Source organism: Myroides pelagicus, assembly GCF_009711055.1.
Taxonomy (GTDB): Bacteria; Bacteroidota; Bacteroidia; order Flavobacteriales; family Flavobacteriaceae; genus Flavobacterium; species Flavobacterium pelagicum.
Genome location: NZ_WMJY01000010.1, coordinates 1 through 20,641, shown reverse-complemented (window position 1 = coordinate 20,641; position 20,641 = coordinate 1). Strand labels below are relative to the sequence as shown.

Genomic DNA, 20,641 nt, shown 5'->3' with positions numbered 1-20,641 from the left:
TTTATAAAAAAGAGGCTACCCAATATGGATAGCCTCACTATATCTAAATAAATACTTCAATTAAAGCGTTTCTTTTAACCAACGGAAAAATTCACCTTGCCATACTTGAGCATTTTGTGGTTGAACAACCCAGTGATTTTCATCCGGTAAGAATAAAAATCTACTCTTAATACCTCTTAATTGAGCAGCCTGGAAAGCAGCTTGACCTTGTCCAATTGGCACACGGTAGTCCTTACCTCCATGGATAACAAGAATAGGAGTATCCCATTTATCAACATTGTTAATTGGATTAAAGTTAGTATACGCATTTTGAGCGTCTTTATTATCTTTATCCCAATAAGCACCACCTGTATCAAAGTTCGGGAAGAAAACCTCCTCTGTCGTTCCATACATACTCACTAAATCGAATACACCACAATGAGCAATAAAAGACTTGAAACGCTTTTCGTGAATACCAGCCAAATAGAAAACAGAATATCCTCCATAACTAGCACCAACAGCACCTAATCTATCTTTATCTACATATTTTTCTTTAGCAACATCATCAATTGCAGCTAAATAATCCTGCATTGGTTTACCAGCCCAATCTTTACTAATCGCTTCATTCCACTCAACACCATGACCAGGCATACCTCTGCGATTTGGAGCGACAATAATATATCCCTCCGCAGCCATCAATTGGAAGTTCCAACGGAAAGAGTAAAACTGAGATAAAGCAGATTGAGGTCCACCTTGAGCATATAATAATGTAGGATACTTCTTGTTCGGATCAAAGTTTGGCGGATAAATAACCCACGTTACCATGTCTTTTCCATCAACCGTTTTCACAATACGTTTTTCGCTTTTGCTTAGTGCAATTTTAGAATAGATTTCATCATTAACTTTTGTAATCTGATTCCATTTTTTCTTTTTAAAATCGTATGAAAACACTTCCGTAGCGTGGTTAAAATCTGTACGTGTAACAATAGCTTTATCGTCTTCTATACCAACGATACCTGTCACATCAAACATACCATCTGTCAATTGTCTCACAACTGGTGCAATACGCTTTCTACCAGGGAAGTTTACTTCAAATAATTGTACAGTACCACTAACAGCAGCTGTAAAATAAATACTCTCACCATCTTTGCTCCATTTGTAGCTAGCTACAGTACCGTCCCAATTAGCTGTAAGATTTTGGTCCACCCCCATAAAGCGAACGATTAAATCATTCTTATCTGCCTCATATCCATCGCGCTTCATCTGTAACCAAGTTAAATGCCCTTGAGGAGAATATGTAGGGTTTGTATCATACCCTAAGTTCTCTTCAGTCAAATTCTTTGTTACTTTAGTCTCTAAATTATACTCATACAGATCTGTATTTGTACTTAATGCATATTCAGTACCAAACTTCTTCTTTGACACATAAACAATACCTGTTCCGTCTGGCGTCCAAATATAATCCTCATCACCACCAAAAGGTTTTTGAGGAGAATCAAATGGTTCATTTGGCATAATGTCAATTGCTTGATCATCTTTACCCATAGGAGCATACAATACATGATTATGCTTACCATCGTTGTAAGTATCCCAATGTCTATAATCTAAACCATCATAAACATATGCGTCAGATTTAGTCATCTCAGGATATAAATCTCTGCCTAAAACACTATTCATCTTAACAGCTTTGTCCATTAAAATGAATTCACCGTCAGGCGATACATTTTTATCCTGTAATAAATCTTTATAATCAGCTACTTCAATCGCTTCACCACCTGCTAAAGGAACTTGATAAGTTTTGGAATCAAAGTTATTCTCTTCCATATTAGCATAGCCAACCTTATAGATCAGGTTTTTACCATCTTTTGAAATTCCTAGAGGAGTAACTCTACCTAGTTTCCAAAGTAATTCTTTAGTCATTACCTCTTGCGCCATAGCACTAAAGCTAGCTAAACTCAAGGCAAATAAAAATATTTTCTTCATTGTTAGGGATTTATAAAAGCGTAAATTTAAACTTTTAATTTTATTCTCAAATCTTCTAAGTAGAGAATAAGCGTATCAACACAATATGACATTACACATCACGAGAATTATCAAAGATAGATTACTTACCTCATGCTGAAGCTTATCCCTTCTAAACACAAGAAAAACAAAGCAATAGTACATCAAAAAGTATACGTGATAATTATAATTCATCGCGTGAGTAATTTGACTATATCTTTTACCAAAAAAGACAATGTTTAACTCTTCTGAGCAAATAAATTCAATTGAATAAAATAATACAATAAAAAAAGACCTAAAAAAGTGAGAAAAACATTAATATTTTTAAGTGGATAACAAATTGGCAAGGTTTTGGAATTACAAAAACCAACAATCAAAAAACAAACTGTTCAATAGACGCGAATTATTAGAGAATAATTCATTCCTAAATTAGCATTACTGTTTTTTGAATAGTATATAAATATTCATTCGTCGTAGTTATTTTTTTGTGAAAAAGAAATTTATAATAAAAAAATAACTATTTTCACGCACAAATCTTTATTGTAGATGAAAAACAACAAACTTTTTATCGCAATTATTATTGCTTTAGTTATTGGTGTACTACTAGGTTGTGCCGTATTTTATCAGTTTCCAATGTACAAAGAAGTCTTTGCAAGTAACATTCGTTTACTTGGGACAATCTTTATCCGTTTAATCCAAATGATCATCGCACCATTAGTATTCACAACGCTCGTAGTTGGAATCGCGAAAATGGGAGATATGAAAATGGTTGGACGCGTAGGAGTAAAAGCCATGACATGGTTTATCACAGCTTCATTCATATCTTTAGCCATTGGACTCGCATTTGTAAACTTCTTCAAACCTGGAGTAAATGCCAAGTTTGATTTAGAAAATATGCAGGACGCAGGTGATCTAGTATCTAAGACAGACGCATTAAGCCTAAAGTCCTTTATAGAACACCTTATTCCTCAAAGTGTATTTGAAGCCTTTACTCATAATGAAATCCTCCAAATTGTCGTTTTCGCAGTATTCTTTGGTATAGCACTAACAACACTTGGTGAGAAAGGAAATCAAATCATCACTCTATTTGACAAGATATCTGAGGTAGTCTTAAAGATGGTAACTTATGTCATGTGGACAGCACCACTAGGAGTACTAGGAGCAATTGCTGGTGTAGTTGCATTAAATGGATTATCAATCTTCTTAGTTTACGGAAAGTATCTATTAGCCTTTGCAGGAGGTTTAATTGCCTTGTGGATTGTCTTAATCTTCGTTGGATATTTATTCTTAGGCAAAGACGTATGGCGCTTATTAAAAGCAATAAAAGAACCACTATTAATTGCCTTTTCAACAACTAGTAGTGAAGCTGTATTCCCTAAATTAGTAGAAAACTTAAAAGAATACGGTTGTTCTCCAAAAGTAGTTTCATTTGTTTTACCTTTGGGCTACTCTTTCAATTTAGATGGAAGTATGATGTACTTGACATTTGCCAGTATATTTATTGCTCAGATATACGAAGTTGAAATGTCTTTAGGTAGTCAAATTGCTATGCTATTAGTATTAATGGTTACAAGTAAAGGAGTAGCAGGCGTACCAAGAGCATCGCTAATTGTAATTGTAGCAACATGTGCAATGTTTAATATTCCTCCTGAAGGGATTGCTTTAATTCTACCTATTGATCACTTCTGTGATATGGGAAGAAGTATGACAAACGTTTTGGGTAATGGATTATCAACAGCTGCAATTGATAAATTTGAAACACAAAACGAACACGAATAAAACAAACAAACGATAAAAACACTATGGAAGAATTTCATATTTCTCAACTCATTAACCCAGAATTCTATATAAACCTACAGATAGCGGGACACTCAATTGGTATATACGTAGTATTATTCATTGTATTTGCTGAAACAGGTTTATTTGCAGGTTTCTTTTTACCAGGAGACAGCTTACTATTCCTATCAGGAATATATAGTACAGCCCTAATGCAAGAGCTTTTCAACATCGATAGCGACTTCTTAAATGTAGCCCTATTATCTACCTTGGTAGCCCTTGCTGGAATATTAGGTAACTCTTTTGGGTATTGGTTTGGAGCAAAAAGTGGAAATTACCTATACAATGTAAAAGACAACTTTATATACAAAAAGAAGTACTTATATGAATCAAAAGTATTCTTCGAAAGACATGGAGGAAGAGCAATTATCTTTGCAAGATTCATACCTGTAGTAAGAACGTTTGCACCGATAATCGCAGGAATTGTTCGCATGGATCTTAAGCGATTTATGTTTTATAACGTGATCAGTTCTTTCTTATGGGCAACTTCATTGATATTTGCGGGGCACTACCTACAAGTATGGTTACTAGAAAGCTATGGAGTGAATTTAAAACACTACATTGAGTACATTGTATTATTCCTAGTTTTAGCAACTACTTTACCTGTAGTTATTAAATTAGTAAAGAGCAAAGGAAAGAAACAAGCTGCTAATCAAACAGACGTAGATGATGTAAACTAATATAATGATCTATACAAAAAAGCTCCTATCAATTTACTAATAGGAGCTTTTTTTATTTTAACTATTGTATTTCTTTGACTTAGTTAAGTCAAAGAAAAAAGGTTTGACAATTGTCAAACCTTTTTTGTATGTATTAAAAGTCACATTATAATTAACTCTCTGGAGCTAATTGTACTTTCAGTCCTTCTAAACTTGGATCAATATGTATCTGACAACCTAAACGACTATTATCTTTTACATGAAATGCTTCAGAAAGCATTGCTTCTTCATCTGGATTCATCTCTGGTAGTTCTATCTCATCAGCATTCAAAACATAACACTGACAAGAAGCACACATTGCCATACCACCACAAATACCTATTGTCCCTTCTGGTGCTAGTTCATACGCGCGTACAACCTCCATAACATTCATTCCCATATCCGTTGGAGCATCTACAATATGCGTTTCTCCTTCACGGTCAATAATCGTTATTTTAATATCTTCAGCCATAATTAGTCAATTGATTTTACTACTGCTTTTTCTGCTTCTTTACGAGAACCATCAAAACCATTAATACCTGATACAGTTGTATATTTCAGAACAAACTTCTTACCAGGATTAAGTGTATTATATACACTTTGACACATTAAAGTCGCTTCGTGGAAACCACACAAAATCAACTTCAACTTACCAGGGTAAGTATTAACATCTCCAATAGCATAAATACCAGAAATATTAGTCTGATAATCTAAAGCGTTATTTACTTTGATTGCGTTTTTCTCAATCTCTAATCCCCAATTAGCAATCGGCCCTAATTTAGGTGTTAATCCGAACAACGGAATAAAGTGATCACAAACGATCTCCTCTTTTACCCCTTCTCTTTCAACAACAACAGCTTCTAACTGATCTGCCCCTTTTAACTCAACAATCTCAGCAGGTGTAATTAGATTTATTTTACCCTGGTTTTTCAATACTTGAACCTTCTCAACAGAATCCAAAGCACCTCTAAATTCATTACGTCTATGCACTAAGTGAACTTCAGCAGCCAATTCTGCCAAATAAATACTCCAATCTAATGCAGAGTCACCTCCACCTGCAATAACGACTTTTTTACCAGCAAACATTTCTGGATTCTTAACGAAGTATTCCACTCCTTTATCTTCGTAGAACGCTAAATTTTCAAGTACAGGTTTGCGCGGTTCAAAAGAACCTAAACCTCCCGCTATAGCTACAGCTTTACCGTGGTGTTTCGTTCCTTTATTTGTAGTTACAATAAAAGTACCATCTTCTAATTTTTCTATTTGCTCAGCAACCTCATTCAATGTAAAACCTGGTTGAAACTGTTTAATTTGCTCCATTAGGTTATCAATAAGTTCACTTGCTCCTACAGATGGATAACCAGGAATGTCAAAAATTGGCTTCTTAGGATACAACTCAGTCAACTGTCCTCCTGGTTGTGGTAATCCGTCAATTAAGTGACATTTTAATTTTAGAAGCCCTGCTTCGAATACAGCGAAGAGCCCCGTTGGCCCTGCTCCAATAATAATTATATCAGTCTCGATCATGATGTAGTGTTTACTTTTATGCAAAGATCACCTTTGCTTTAATTAATAGAAATGATAAAAGTCAATCAATTTCAAAAAACACCACAAATGTCCTTTAAATTGATTGACTTTTTGTATTATTATCCGACATTAACTACAGATTCTATCTCTGGTGCGTATTTTTTGACGGTAGTCTCAACACCAGCACTTAGCGTCATTTGATTAACGCTGCAAGCTGTACAAGCACCTTCTAAACGAACGTGAACATGCTTATCTTCAACAATATCAATTAAAGTGATGTCCCCACCGTCTGTTTGTAAAAATGGACGTATTTCATCTAACGCCTTGATTACATTCTCTCTTATAGTTTCTGATGCCATATTTTTTGATTGATTTTTTTTTAGTTTTTATTTGTAGCTGAACAACCAGCCATTGTAGTAATTTTAATTGCTTCAGTTGGAGGCAATGTATCATTTCGCTTTACTACTTGCTCTACAATATTTCTAGTAACTTGCTCGAATACCTCAGACACAACAGTATCATTTTGTAAAGCAGCAGGACGACCGTAGTCACCAGCCTCACGAATACTCTGAACAATTGGTACCTCTCCCAAGAAAGGAACATCTAAATCCTGTGCTAAATTACGAGCACCATTCTCTCCAAAGATGTAATACTTATTGTTTGGTAATTCTGCAGGTGTAAAATAAGCCATATTTTCAACAATACCTAATACAGGAACGTTGATACTTTCAGACATAAACATAGACACCCCCTTTTTTGCATCTGCAAGAGCTACTGCTTGAGGTGTAGAAACAACTACAGCTCCAGTGATTGGCAACGATTGCATAATTGATAAGTGGATATCTCCCGTACCAGGAGGTAAGTCAATTAATAAGAAATCTAACTCTCCCCAATCTGCATCAAAAATCATTTGATTCAATGCTTTTGACGCCATAGGTCCACGCCAAATAATTGCTTGATCCCCTTTTGTGAAGAATCCAATAGATAAGATTTCCACTCCATAAGCACTAATTGGTTTCATTTTAGATCGACCATCAACCTCAACAGATATAGGTCTAGCATTCTCTACATCAAACATGATAGGCATTGAAGGTCCATAGATATCTGCATCTAAAACTCCCACATTAAAGCCCATATTTGCTAATGTAGCTGCAAGATTTGCAGTAACTGTAGATTTACCTACCCCTCCTTTTCCAGAAGAAACAGCAACAATATTCTTAATACCAGGAATAGCCTTACCTTTTATTTCTGGTTTTTCTGGCGATTCTATTTTGATATTTACTTTTACTTTAGCCTTTTCATATACGTGATCGTGAATTGCCTTCATCACATCTACTTCAGCTCTTTTTTTGATATGTAATGCTGGTGTAGTTAAAACTAAATCAACAACAACTTCATCTCCAAAAGTCATTACATTAGCTACTGCACCGCTCTCTACCATATTTTTACCTTCTCCAGCAATAGTAATTGTTTCTAATGCTTTAAGAATTTCTTTTCTCTCTAATTTCATTATATAAGATTAGTTTTCAATAAATTAATATGACAACGCTTATATGCAAAGATAATAGGAAATATTGAGATTTTTGTGTTAATATATTCTAAATAGAAATTACACTAGAAACTCAGTATCAGAGTGTATTACTATTGTTTAGCTGTAATTTTTTCTCTAAAAACTGACGGCTAAGACTGTTTTTAATCAATGCATACTGAGCATTTAACAGTTGATTTTTCGCTGCATTAAACGAGAAAATATCAACCTTACCATTTTCATATTTAACCTGAGTAGTAACAAAAGATTTACTAGACATTTCGATGTTTTTCTTTAGTTTATCCTTTAACCTATTTAGCTGATTAATCTCTTGCTCCAACTGTACATTCTCATTACTAAGCTCTGTCTCTTTTTCCTTTATTTTCAAACTATTAAGATTAATTTCAACATTTTTCTTTCTCACGTTTCGATATACTATTCCTCCTTGAAAAACAGGGATACTCAAGCGAATCCCTACGAAGTGACTTTTGTTGTCTCCCAACTGCTTAGAAAAGGCATAAACTTGTGTTTCTACAACTGAGTTAAAAGGCTTAGAATAAAACGAGCCATACTGATAACTAGCAGTTAATCGAGGTAAGTTTTGTGCTTTCAATTGTTGTTTATCCTTATACAAAACACTATTCTGCAAACGCAACTTTTCAAGTAGAGGATTAAATGTATAATCGGTAAAAAGTTCCATAGACTCCTCTTTATTCACCAGCTCAAAACCACCTAGTTCACGGGTATCTATATTGAGTAAATGAATAAACTGAAGCTTTTTATTATCTAAACTATTTTCTGTAACTTCAATTGAAATCTTCTCGCTATTATAGATATATTCAATATCATATAAATCACTTTTCGGCTTTGCCCCTGCCTCTACTTCTTTGAGCACACGATTATAATTCGCTTCACTATTTCTTAATTGCTCTTGCTGAATTTCTAAATATTCTTGCAAACCAACAATATCGAAAAAAGAACTAAGTATAGTATTTTGATAATAAAACCAAACCTCTTTTTCTGAAAGCTCAGCCATACTCACAGCTAATTGATCCAATTGATAACTAATAACATTTGACCAATTAAACAAATCAACACTCGCATCTAAAGACAATTGAGTAGTTGCGATATTTGAACTTACCCTAGTATTCGTCGTTGGGTCAATCGCCGAACCAAAATTATAATTCTGACCTCCATTCAAAGACACATTGGGTATATAATAAGACACTACACTTTGCTTTTGACGTTCAGCAACCTGTTTTTCCATAGCAGCCACCATAACTTTATAACTATTCTCCTTCCCTAATTTAACACAGTAAGCTAAGTCCCATTGTTCTTGTGCTGACACAGAAACTATAGATAATAACAACAGTAAAAAACAAACTACTTTATTCATAATTAATATAGGTTAAAACATTAATACGTGTCGCTAGCCACGATTTCCAAACTACTAAAAGAACAGACAAAAACAACAAAATAATAAACGCTAGAATAAAAGGTAGTACACCAACCTCTATACGATACACAAAGTCTTCCAGCCATAGTTGAACAGCATAATACACTGGAAAAACTGAAATACAAAAACCTAGTGTACAATAAATAATAAACTTACCAGAAAGATTTACGATCAAACTCTTCCCCTCTGCTCCCATTACTTTGCGAATCGCTACCTCTTTCAATCTGTTCTCAATACTGAAAGATACTATGGCAAGTAATCCAAGTAACGCAGTAAAAACTGACACTCCCATCAATACCATAAACAATGTTTTTTGATAAACGGACTTGCGATAAGTATCGGCAAACTGTTCATTAACAAAGGCATATTTCATTGGGTAAACAGGTTCGACACGGTCTTTCCAAAAATCTTCAATTCTTACTAATGTACCTTGTACATCATCTCTACTAATCTTAACGGAAACAGTACTTAATAAATAATGAAACCAAGATGCAGCATTCCCCATAAAATAAGTTTGCGGAGTTGAATTTACCGTAAATCCTTTCATGTTAAAATCTCGAACTACTCCAATAATCTCAAAATACTTACCATTCCACTGTATTTTCTTGCCAATTACTCCTTCTTTAAAATCAAATGCTCTTTCAAATGTTTCATTAACTAACACTTTATTCTCTCCTTCTGATTTTAATTTTGGATCAAAAAACCTTCCTCCCTTTAATTGAATTCCCATGAGATTAATAAAGTCAGAATCTACAATGATATTTCCACTATGAAGAGAAACCTCTCCAATTCGATTGGTAGAAGAGCTTCCTTCTTCTTGACCAATGCGTAGTGAATGCGCAGTTACTCCTTCTACTCCTTTGATTTTCAAAAGGTCTTCTTTAAAATCATTGAATACTTCGTAGTTATTTTGTATACCCGACAAGTGATAGCTAATATTAACGATTTGATCGCCTTTAAACCCAAGATTTTGATTTATGAGATACGTAATCTGTTTATTCATAAATAATGCTATTGTCAAGAAGAAAAAAGCAATAACAAATTGGAATACCAACAATGTACTGCGCACTACTACACCTGACTTACTGCGCACAAAATTCCCCTTTAAGACTGTCAATGTATTAAAAGAAACCACAAATAAACCAGGTAATATTGCCGCTAAAACAATTATACTTATTAATATACCAATGAATAAGAAGACAAAATCTCCTATATAAAAAACCAACGTTTGGTCAACTAATAAATTAAAATATGGCAGTAATAATTCAATTAAAAAAAGGGCAAGCACAAATGAAAGTACTGTCGTAAGCACAGACTCAAAAACAAACTGAACAATTAAATTACCCTTTTCTGCTCCTAATACTTTGCGTACTCCAACTTCTTTCGCACGTTTGAAGTATTGAACCATTGTCAAATTTAAGGTATTCAATATAGATAAAAACAATAACAGCACAGCTACCACCAACATACTTGTCAATATCTTTTGAGTATGCTCTCCGCTACCATATATTTCTGACTTGGGATTCAAATATGCATGCTCTAAATCAAAGAACACATACCTATCTTCCTGCATATACTTCGCTCTATACTCATCTTCAGTTATCCCTTCATGTTTTGCGTACGCTTCTAAAAAAGGTTGATAGAGTGTATTTATAATTCTAGTTTTAACATCTGATAGTAAAATACCTTGCTTTAGCTTTATTAGAATATTATAATTATGATCATTCCATACATTAATTTTATCAACAATCGTTTGTTCACCACTATACGATACGAAAGCATCTGGCGCATTTGAAGTAGGTCCAGGAACCTCATAAACTAATCTGACGATTACATGCTTCCCTCCATCTAAAATCACCTCTTCTCCAACAGGATCAACTCCTACACCAAACAAGCGTTCTGCTTGTTTGCGTTCTAGTGCAATAGCATCTAACTTATTATCTTGATAGTCTTTAATCGTCCCATATATTGCAGGAAAAGGAAACATATCAAGATAGGATGCTTGATGGTCTGCTAAATTGTAAACAAAGTCTTGTCTATTTCCAATTGTAATACTCTTACTCTTTGTGAAATTCCATAAAAACGTATAACTTTCTATAACATCTGATAGCTGATCTAATTGGTTAGCCATTGGAGCTGGCATCCATGGATTTAACCCACCATCGTCAAAACCCGCATTGTATACTTCAAAAACTCTGTCTTTATAAGGGTTCCACTGATTGTAACTGTGTTCGTATTTCCAATACATTAACACCAAAATCAGTGCTGTAATCCCCATGGACAATCCTAACATGTTTAAGATCGAAAAGAACCTATTCTTCCAAAAATGTCTTAAATACAACTTAAACCAATTACCAATCATTCGAACCCTTATTTTATCATTATTTATTAAAAACCTACTCTATTTTATGCACCTTTCCCCCAGAAGATGTCTTACGTTCTACCTGTGGATTGCCGATATACGATATTTTACCTGACGAGCTCGCCTTGGCCTCTACCTTTTCTGATACACGAAAAGTCATTGCTCCTGAAGAACTAGCTGAACCTTCTAACTCCTTTGTCTCAAGACCATCGGCTACAATTTTTCCAGAACTTGATACACGAGCGTCCACTTTTTGAGCTTTCCCTTTGAGACTAAGCTTTCCAGAACTGCTTACTGATACTTCTAGATCATTCGTAGTTAATTCAAACTCTCCTTTGCCTGATGAACTAGTGTTAATCTCCGTTTCATTCATTACATTAAAAGCACCTGTTGCTTTACCTGAAGAACTCAAATCAATATCCAATTCATCAGCTGTTACCTTTTGCCCAGTGTATTTTCCAGAACTACTAACGGCCAATTTAAAGTGTCTAGCCTTCGCTTGATTTAGTAACTCGAATTTACCCGATGATTTGGCCGATACACCTTCTAGTGTAGGGTTGCTAATTGTCACTACTACAGACTTTCCATTCGTCCCATAAGATACTGTTTTAACACTATTTCTTTTCTTCACTGTCTTCCCTTCCACATAAATTGAAAGATGACCATTAGCACTAACTTCTGTCATTATTTTATCCAACAACTCTTTATCCTCTGCATCAACCTCAATTGCTTTCTTTTCTCCATAAGTAAACTTCACTTGGATACCTTGTGATACTCCAATTGTACTAAAGTCATTAACTTGACGTGTTTCTTTAACCTGTGCAAATACACTTCCTCCTATCAATAAGAAGAACAACATTACTTTTTTCATTTTTTAAAATTTTATAGTTTCTTTATTAGTCTTTGGTACCCAATCATTTGTTACAAAATATTACTCGTATTTTATATACCTTAAAATATTTAATCGACTAGCAGACCAAGCCTTGATCCAAACAATTAAAGTCGTTAATAGCAAGATCACACCGAAACAAAGTACAAAAGGGAATAATCCAATCTCAATGCGAAACGCATACTCTTTCAGCCATTCATTTAATAAGTAATAGCTTGGAAAAACAGAGATTACAAAACCCACTAGAGCTAATAATATATATTGTAGGGATAAATTAACTATCAAATCTCTACTATCCGCTCCGAGAACTTTATGTATTGCTACTTCTTTTAACCGATTATTAATTGTAAAAGATGCTAAACTATACAGACCAAACAACGCAATGAATATGACAATACCATTCAATATTAGAAAAACATTGCGTTCCTTCTTTGTCGATTGAAAAGTCTTTTCAAATACACTATCAACAAACTCATAATCAATGCTCGTATTCGTAATACCTCTTTTTTTCCATACCTTTTCAACTTCACGCATCGTATAGTCTACATCCTTCATATCAAGCTTTAATAAGACGAAATTAATCGTATTACCAGCCCAAGGTATCGTTTCATAATACATAAAAATCGTCGGTATATAAGCCGTTTTCAATCCATACATATGATAGTTCTCTACAACATCTACAATTGTAAACTTTTCCTCGTTCCAATCAATCGTTTTACCTATTGGATTATCCATACCCAATTCAGTAATTACTGCTTCATTGACTAATACATTGGATATACTATCTGATGCATATACAGAGGACAACATTCTTCCCTCCTTTAGTTTAATCTGCATCATCTCTAAAAAGTTGTAATCCATTGCTCCGTTTTGGACTTGTACTGATTGTTGATTATAATACAATCTACTACTACTTCCTCCTGAACCCCATATTACACTACTAGTAGTCACCCCAAGTACACCTCTTATCTGAAGTAAATCTTCTTTTACACTTGGATAAGTCTCTCTCTTTTGCTCCCATGGAATACTACCATTATAATTAACTGCCATTACTTGTTCACCTCTAAAACCTAGATCCTTGTTTAACATATAGTCTAATTGTTTCTGAACAATTATAGCTCCCGTAATAAAAAAACAGGCAACAACAAACTGAATAACAAGCATTCCTCGCTTTAGGCGCAACCCTTTCTTTGTGTTATCAATCTTCCCTTTTAGAACTTCAAGTGTCTTAAAGCTCATCATGAAAAGTGCTGGAATTGTTCCAACCATTAAAACAAGAATAACATACAAGACAACTAAATAAGGGAGCAAATGAAATAGGTTAAACACTATACTTGTTTGTAGATATACTTTGACACTCGGTAAAGCAAACTCTATTATTACCATCGCTAAGGCAAATGAAATAACAACTGTCAGGCTTGTCTCCACAATTGATTGTAACCATAAACTTTGCTTACTTGCTCCTACTACTTTTCGCGTACCTATCTCTTTACTTCTAACTATCATCTGAGAAGTAACCATATTAATATAATTAAGTACAGAAAGAATTAGAATTAAAGTGGACAGCCCTAACATGATATAAAGTAGTTGTACATTAGCAGTACGCTCAGCTGTTCCGTTATGCATCTTATTCTTGAGCATACGCTGTCCTTCCAAAGGATGTAAACTATATGTTTCCAGCTTTTCATTAGCCATATACTTTTCTAAAGTTACCCCTTCTCCTTTCGCTAATTTGCGATAGAGATTATCAATCATCAGTTTCTGAATAAATTGTTCTATCTCATGCTTCTTACTGGCATCTTTTAGTTTTACCCAGGCGGTCGCATTATAACTACCCCAATTCGTATTCTCCTTTAATTTATCGTCTTGACTATTGACTAAAATATTAGCCTGAAAAGAACTTCTTTTTTCTTCAAGTGAATATATTCCTGATACTACATATTCTTTTTGATCATATTCTATTACTTTACCAATAGGATCTATATTTCCGAATAGATAAGTAGCCATTTTGTCTCTCAATACAGCAGTATTCGGCCCAGTAAATGGTTTTTGTTTATCTCCTTTAATAACCTTGTAAGGAAAAAAATCAAAAAAATTAGATTCAACCTCAACTAAATGATTATAAGCTTTAATCTTCCCATCGATAACAAAATGCCCACTCTCGTAATAATCATTTAAAAACAATACATCATCAATCGATGAAGATTCCATCAACTTCTCCTTAAACGGATATGGAAGCTTCGTCCAAATATTGTCCTTATCAAGTTGACTTGCTACAACAAATACTTTCTCTTTATTCGGATTCCACTGGTCATAACTAGATTCCTCCAGATAATACAATGACGACAATACCACAGCTGCTATACCAATAGCCAGACCGATAACAGTCAACAAGAAGTACATCTTGTGCTTCATTGTTTGATACCAATATATCTTTAACCAGTTCTTTAACATCTTATTTCTTTTTAACTGTTCCCATCGAATCCATTGTTGTATTCAATATTTTGGGGGTATTATAATACTCTATGCTTCCCATTGAATCCGCTGACGCATTCAATTGTTCCGTAGGGTATACTTTCGCTTTTCCCATCGAATCTGCTTTTACATATACCTCTTTTGCGATTAACGCACTTCCTTCAAACTGCCCCATACTATCCACATCTACTTCTAAAATCTTTACATCTCCAGTTACTTTAGCAATCGCCGCTGAATCAATATTCCCTTTTAGTTTAGTTGCCGAAATATCTCCTTCATACCTGCTCGAGGAATCTAAATTCAACTGCACACTCGTTGCCTGAAAATCTCCAACTAAAGATGCTCCTGAATCAAGTCCTATTTTTAATGTACCGACTTTTCCCCTTCCTTCTACAACTATCTTTGCCGCAGCCTCTCCAACGAACTTTTCTATTCCCTGTTGACTGATATAAATATTCACTGTCTTTAGTGTAAGTCCTCCTCTTTTTTTGTCCTTGTGATCTAGAGCAACAGTTAGTTTCTGACCAACTTGCTTAACGACGATATACTCCATCACCTCACTATTTGCCTCTATTTTAACCTGATCACTAGATGTATCTGCATCGATATAAACATTCATCGGATAAGACACTGATAGGGTCTTAATATCTCCTTGTATTGAAACAAATTTTGTCTCCTGTGCACTTGCCACTAGAGCTACTAGAGTCAAGAAAAAACTAATAATAAATCGCATCATAACTTACTCTGAAAAAACATCAACAATTTTTGTATTTACTCGCTCTGAAAGAATCATACCGTCCTTCATCAGAATTGTACGCTCCGAATAGGAAGCATCATGATTAGAGTGCGTAACCATTATAATAGTTGCTCCTTGTTGATGTAACTCCGTCAATAGTTCCATTACCTCACTTCCATTCTTGCTATCTAAATTACCAGTTGGCTCATCGGCCAAAATAATCTTTGGATTATTAACCAAAGCCCTTCCCACTGCTACACGTTGCTGTTGTCCTCCGGATAATTGCTGTGGGTAGTGCTTGAGACGATGAACGATGTTTAAGCGCTCAGCTATTTCCATCACCCGCTTTTTGCGTTCTCCACTTGGCACTTTATTATACAACAGTGGTAGTTCTATATTGTCATAGACACTTAATTCATCGATGAGGTTGAAATTTTGAAAAATAAAACCTATGTTCTCTTTTCTAACCTTTGATCGTTGTCCTTCTGTCAGTCCTACCATTTCTTTGTCTAATAGCTGATAACTGCCTTCTGTAGCACTATCGAGTAACCCTATAATATTTAGTAAAGTGGACTTACCACATCCAGAAGGCCCCATCACAGAGATAAACTCACCTTTTCTTACTTCCAGACTTACTCTATTTAACGCTGTTGTTTCAACTTCTTCTGTTTGAAACACGCGAGACACCTCTTTAATTCTTATTACCATAATACTATTCTTTTATATTCAAATACTCTACTCTTAAATAATCTCTATAACTAGATATAATCACTTCTTCTCCGACTTCTAATCCCGAAATCACTTCATAATAAGCTGGATTCTCTCTTGCTAATTCTACCTTTCTACGTTCTGCTTTATCTCCTTTTACGACATATACCCACTCCCCTTTGGTTTCTTGGTAAAAATTACCTTTAGGAAGTAACAACGTTTTATCCTTTCCTGATAAAAACAACTTTACCCCAAAACTTGTTCCTTCTTGTAATTTCAATGTTCTGTCTATCATGAAATCTAGTTGAACCTCAAATCGCCCACTCTTTACTTCGGGTATGATTTTCTTCACCTCTACTGCTACTAACTCACCTTTCATATCAATCTGTCCCTTTTGCCCCACTTGAATACGCTCAAGATAAAACTCATCTACTTGAGCCACTAGTTTATATCCTTTCATGACGTCTATCTTTCCGATACTCTCTCCTGCTGTATAAGTCTTTCCTAAAATCACATCGAATGAAGACAACCTCCCTGATATAGGAGCTACTAACAGAAAGTTCTCTTTGTTTTCACGTAGTTTGACTAAACTCTTTTGCATCACATATAATGACTGCTCAATCTGTGCTAGCTGTACTTCACTCGTTTGTTTTTCCTTACTTATGCTTTGCTCTATCAATGATTTTCGCTCTTTCTGATAGCGGAAAGTTTCTTTAGTCCTCTCCCAATCACTTTTCGACAATACTTCTTGATCGTATAACTTCTTATTCAGCTCATACATTAATTCTGCCTCTTTATAATCGTGCTGTACACTTAACAAATCCTTTGTTAAATTAATTTCCTGATTGCGTATATTCATCTTACTAACATTGAGGTTATTCATCTGTTCGATCAAAGCATTTTCTTGAGACATAAAACTGTATTCTGTACTTGGGTTATATAGTCGTGCCAACGGCTCACCAGTTTCTACAATCGCACCATTTTCCACAAATAACTCTTGTATAGCACCACCTTCCACGATATTAACCAACATAGAATGTAAAGGTTCTACTTGTCCTTGAAAAGAAATATAATCTTCAAAATACCCCTCTTCCACCACACGAATACGCACCTCCTTTTTTGATACATTCAATACCACATCTTGAAAGAAAGTCTTATAAGTAATGAAAGTTAAAAGGAATATCCCAATTACTATTACAATAGCTTTAACTTTTTTTCTATTTTTACGAGGTAATACTTTGTCCATAGCACTCTTTTTTAAGTATTTAAAAGAAAAAATATGCCAAATAGTATTAAATAACTAGCAGACTATTTACCAAGCATTTACAATAAAAATATAAAAACAGACTGTCCGAATACGAACACTACTTTGTCCGATATCGCAAAACCGTTCAACTACTATGAGAAAAACAATTGCTAATATTCTTATCCTCGACGACAATTCAGAAATTCTAATTGCAGCTAAAATGCTTTTAAAACGTCACTTCGAAACAGTAAACACCCATACAAATCCTAAAAAAGTAATCGAATACTTATCTCAAAACACTGTAGATGTAGTCTTATTAGACATGAATTTTCGCTTGGGATTTGAAGATGGAAAAGAAGGTATTTTCTGGTTTAAAGAAATTAAGCGTATTTCTCCTTATACACAGGTCATCTTAATGACTTCGTTTGGAAATGTAGAAACTGCAGTAGAAGGAATAAAACTTGGAGCAATTGATTATATACTTAAACCTTGGAATAATGAAGCACTAGTAGAGACTGTCAAAACTGCTGTCAAACAAACACGTAAAAAACTAACTACCCTTGAAGAATCAACAGCTGATCAACAAGTTTATCTTGGTATAGCTCCTTCAATACAAAAAGTGTACACAATGGCAAATCGCGTGGCTGTTACAGATGTCAATACACTTATCCTTGGCGAAAATGGAACAGGTAAATACGTCTTGGCTAAATATATACACGACCACTCCCCTAGAAAAGACCAGCCTTTTATCCACGTCGACTTAGGATCGCTAAACGAAAACCTATTTGAAAGCGAGTTATTTGGTTATGCCAAAGGAGCTTTTACTGATGCCAAGCAAGATACAGAAGGTCGCTTCGAAGCAGCCAATGGAGGAACAATCTTTCTAGACGAAATAGGTAATGTACCACTACACCTACAAGCGAAGCTACTGCAAGTAATCCAATCGAAAAGTGTCATTCGCTTAGGTGAGTCCAAACAACGTGCTGTAGACATCCGAATCATTACTGCTACAAATACAGATATCGAAAAGGAAGTAAACGACAAAATGTTCAGAGAAGATTTATACTATCGCATCAACACCGTGGTACTAAACCTTCCTCCCCTGAGAGAGCGAAAAGAAGATATTATACCTCTAGTTAATTTCTTCATTGAACAATATGCTACTAAGTACAATCGCAATATTTCTTCAATCAATAAGGATACTTTTGAAGCGCTACAACAGTATGACTGGAAGGGAAATATACGAGAACTAGAAAATCGTATCGAACGCGCAATGATCTTAGCAGAAACGGATCAATTAGTACTTAGCAACTTTGGGATTTCTGCCATTATGGTAGAACAAAGTGATACGGAAGAAAACACCTTACAAGATATGGAGCGCTTATCCATCATCAAAGCACTAGAGAAAAACCAAGGCAATATCTCTCAAACAGCCGATGAACTTGGATTATCTAGAGCAGCTTTATACAGACGTCTAGAAAAATACAATATTAAAAACGACTATTAAATCGCTTATGTCTTTTCATCTCAACCTTATTTTCCGTTTACTACTTATTCTGATTTTAGTATTTACTGCTATGTTCATCTTTAATCAAGAGCTGTATTATTCATTTGCATTTATCTGTAGTCTTATTGTACTCTTGTTTGTCGAGTTCTACTTTTATCAAAAAAAATTCTACAATACTATTGACCGAATTGTACTAGCGATGCTATATGAAGACTACAGCTTAAAATCATCTAAACCTCAAGATAACGAGTTATTGAATAATCTACATAAACTGTACCTGAAACGACAAGCCGATCAACAGAAAAATGAAGTGCGTGAACTTGTCTATCTCAATATATTAAATAGCTTAGAGACTGGAATTCTTATCTTTGAACGCAAAGATGATCAATTGGAAGTCTTCTTTATCAATGATTATTTTACAAAATTATTTGACATTCCGAACATTAGAACTTGGTACAACTTAAATAGACTTCTGCCTTCATTAACTGACCATTTAGTCCAGCTCAACTTTAAAGAGTCTAAAGGTTCTATAGATATTCAAATAGAACAAGAGAGCAAACAAACGTTCATGTTGCAAACCTCAACTACTATTAGCCAGGAACAAGAATATTTCATTGTACTACTAGACTCCATACAAAATGTGTTAGATAAAAAGGAAAAAGACACTTGGGAAAACTTAATGAAAATTATCTCTCACGAGATAATGAACTCACTGACTCCTATTCATTCCCTTGCGCACAATACTCAAGAAATTTTAAACGAAACAGATAATCTATCAGAAGAAGATATTGACGATATCAAACTAAGCGTACAAACGATTGTCAATCGAACCAACCACCTCCAACAATTTATTGACAATTACCGCAAACTTACGATGCTACCTAGCCCTAAAAAACAACTTGTCAACTTAAAAGGTCTATTAACAAATACCCTCAAAACCCTTCTACCCATCTTCGAAAAACATCAAATAACCGTTGAAACGAACTTAGCTGATACACAAGCTATACAAGTAGATAAACAACAACTAGAACAAGTATTAATTAACTTACTTACCAATGCCATACATGCAGTATGCAAACAACCAACTAGAAACATTTCAGTTCGCTTATTTGAAAAAAACAATCGGGTACTCATTGATATTGCTGATTCAGGTAATGGTGTACCCGAAGAAATAAAGCACAAAATATTTATACCTTTCTATACCACTAGAGAAGAAGGAGCAGGGATTGGGTTACCTTTATCTAAAAACATAGTGGAGCTACATAAGGGATATCTTACTTATCAGAGAAGGGAAGAAACTACTGTGTTTAGTATTAATCTGCCGTTGTATTAATAGGCTCAGTACCGAAAAACAGATATTAGCTAACTCCTATCCAATAATTTAGTCAATATTGGTTTTTTTTAACAGTCCGACTATTGTAACAGGTAGTTTACCTTACAGACAATTTTTTTCCGTGCTTTCTTGACCTATACGTGCAGTATTCCTGCACCTTCCTTGCCAAGAACCTGCTTCTGGGCTAGTAAACTGCAGGAATACTGCACGTATAGCAGAAGCTTGGCAACAGATACTGTCAATTTGAAAGCGCTATGAGCTAAAACAAGTTACTTCTTTTGAAAAAATTATATTCTTATTAAATATTCATCCACTCATTTAAGTAGCTTAGATTCAACAAATAAATGCAACAGCATTTAA

General features: G+C 34.6%; 16 protein-coding genes. 4 read left to right on the top strand and 12 right to left on the bottom strand.

Features of this window, described 5'->3' with window-relative positions:
• Positions 1 to 60: 60 nt before the first annotated feature.
• Positions 61 to 1,962, bottom strand: a complete 1,902-nt coding sequence (locus tag GJV77_RS06035) for a S9 family peptidase (RefSeq protein WP_155035482.1) — start codon at positions 1,960 to 1,962, stop codon at positions 61 to 63.
• A gap of 564 nt (positions 1,963 to 2,526) precedes the next feature.
• Here GJV77_RS06035 and GJV77_RS06030 point away from each other — a divergent pair.
• On the top strand, positions 2,527 to 3,759 hold the full coding sequence (locus tag GJV77_RS06030; RefSeq protein ID WP_155035481.1) for a dicarboxylate/amino acid:cation symporter: 1,233 nt from the start codon (positions 2,527 to 2,529) through the stop codon (positions 3,757 to 3,759).
• 23 nt (positions 3,760 to 3,782) lie between these two features.
• The gene (locus GJV77_RS06025; RefSeq protein ID WP_155035480.1) at positions 3,783 to 4,496 is read left to right on the top strand and encodes a DedA family protein; all 714 of its coding nucleotides are present in this window, start codon (positions 3,783 to 3,785) and stop codon (positions 4,494 to 4,496) included.
• A gap of 151 nt (positions 4,497 to 4,647) precedes the next feature.
• Here the strand turns inward: GJV77_RS06025 and GJV77_RS06020 are convergent, their stop codons facing one another.
• From GJV77_RS06020 to GJV77_RS05970, 11 genes are all read right to left on the bottom strand, one after another.
• Positions 4,648 to 4,986, bottom strand: coding sequence for a 2Fe-2S iron-sulfur cluster-binding family protein (locus GJV77_RS06020; RefSeq protein WP_155035479.1), 339 nt, complete (start codon positions 4,984 to 4,986; stop codon positions 4,648 to 4,650).
• A gap of 2 nt (positions 4,987 to 4,988) precedes the next feature.
• Positions 4,989 to 6,041 (bottom strand): NAD(P)/FAD-dependent oxidoreductase, encoded by a 1,053-nt coding sequence (locus tag GJV77_RS06015; protein ID WP_155035478.1) that lies wholly within the window; start codon positions 6,039 to 6,041, stop codon positions 4,989 to 4,991.
• Positions 6,042 to 6,160: 119 nt separating this feature from the next.
• Complete coding sequence (locus tag GJV77_RS06010) at positions 6,161 to 6,400, bottom strand: NifU family protein (RefSeq protein ID WP_155035477.1); 240 nt, start codon at positions 6,398 to 6,400, stop codon at positions 6,161 to 6,163.
• A 20-nt stretch (positions 6,401 to 6,420) separates the two neighbouring features.
• Positions 6,421 to 7,551: an Mrp/NBP35 family ATP-binding protein gene (locus GJV77_RS06005; RefSeq protein ID WP_155035476.1), complete on the bottom strand. Its 1,131-nt coding sequence runs from the start codon at positions 7,549 to 7,551 to the stop codon at positions 6,421 to 6,423.
• Positions 7,552 to 7,669: 118 nt separating this feature from the next.
• Entirely contained in the window at positions 7,670 to 8,965 is a 1,296-nt protein-coding gene (locus tag GJV77_RS06000; RefSeq protein WP_155035475.1) for a TolC family protein, read from the bottom strand.
• The gene (locus GJV77_RS05995) at positions 8,958 to 11,387 is read right to left on the bottom strand and encodes an ABC transporter permease (protein ID WP_155035474.1); all 2,430 of its coding nucleotides are present in this window, start codon (positions 11,385 to 11,387) and stop codon (positions 8,958 to 8,960) included. Before GJV77_RS05995 ends, GJV77_RS06000 begins: the two co-directional genes overlap by 8 nt.
• A 34-nt stretch (positions 11,388 to 11,421) precedes the next feature.
• Positions 11,422 to 12,258 (bottom strand): GIN domain-containing protein, encoded by an 837-nt coding sequence (locus GJV77_RS05990; protein ID WP_155035473.1) that lies wholly within the window; start codon positions 12,256 to 12,258, stop codon positions 11,422 to 11,424.
• A gap of 60 nt (positions 12,259 to 12,318) precedes the next feature.
• On the bottom strand, positions 12,319 to 14,730 hold the full coding sequence (locus GJV77_RS05985) for an ABC transporter permease (protein ID WP_155035472.1): 2,412 nt from the start codon (positions 14,728 to 14,730) through the stop codon (positions 12,319 to 12,321).
• A 1-nt stretch (position 14,731) separates the two neighbouring features.
• A complete protein-coding gene (locus GJV77_RS05980; RefSeq protein WP_155035471.1) occupies positions 14,732 to 15,487 on the bottom strand; it encodes a GIN domain-containing protein in 756 nt (251 codons plus the stop codon).
• A gap of 3 nt (positions 15,488 to 15,490) precedes the next feature.
• The gene (locus tag GJV77_RS05975) at positions 15,491 to 16,195 is read right to left on the bottom strand and encodes an ABC transporter ATP-binding protein (protein ID WP_155035470.1); all 705 of its coding nucleotides are present in this window, start codon (positions 16,193 to 16,195) and stop codon (positions 15,491 to 15,493) included.
• Positions 16,196 to 16,199: 4 nt separating this feature from the next.
• Positions 16,200 to 17,441, bottom strand: a complete 1,242-nt coding sequence (locus GJV77_RS05970) for an efflux RND transporter periplasmic adaptor subunit (protein WP_155035469.1) — start codon at positions 17,439 to 17,441, stop codon at positions 16,200 to 16,202.
• Between the two features lie 154 nt (positions 17,442 to 17,595).
• Between GJV77_RS05970 and GJV77_RS05965 the strand changes: the two genes are divergently transcribed.
• Both GJV77_RS05965 and GJV77_RS05960 read left to right on the top strand, forming a co-directional pair.
• Positions 17,596 to 18,948 carry a sigma-54-dependent transcriptional regulator gene (locus tag GJV77_RS05965; protein ID WP_155035468.1) on the top strand — a complete coding sequence of 451 codons (1,353 nt, stop codon included), beginning with the start codon at positions 17,596 to 17,598 and terminating at the stop codon, positions 18,946 to 18,948.
• Between the two features lie 7 nt (positions 18,949 to 18,955).
• Entirely contained in the window at positions 18,956 to 20,281 is a 1,326-nt protein-coding gene (locus GJV77_RS05960) for a sensor histidine kinase (RefSeq protein ID WP_155035467.1), read from the top strand.
• Positions 20,282 to 20,641 lie beyond the last annotated feature (360 nt).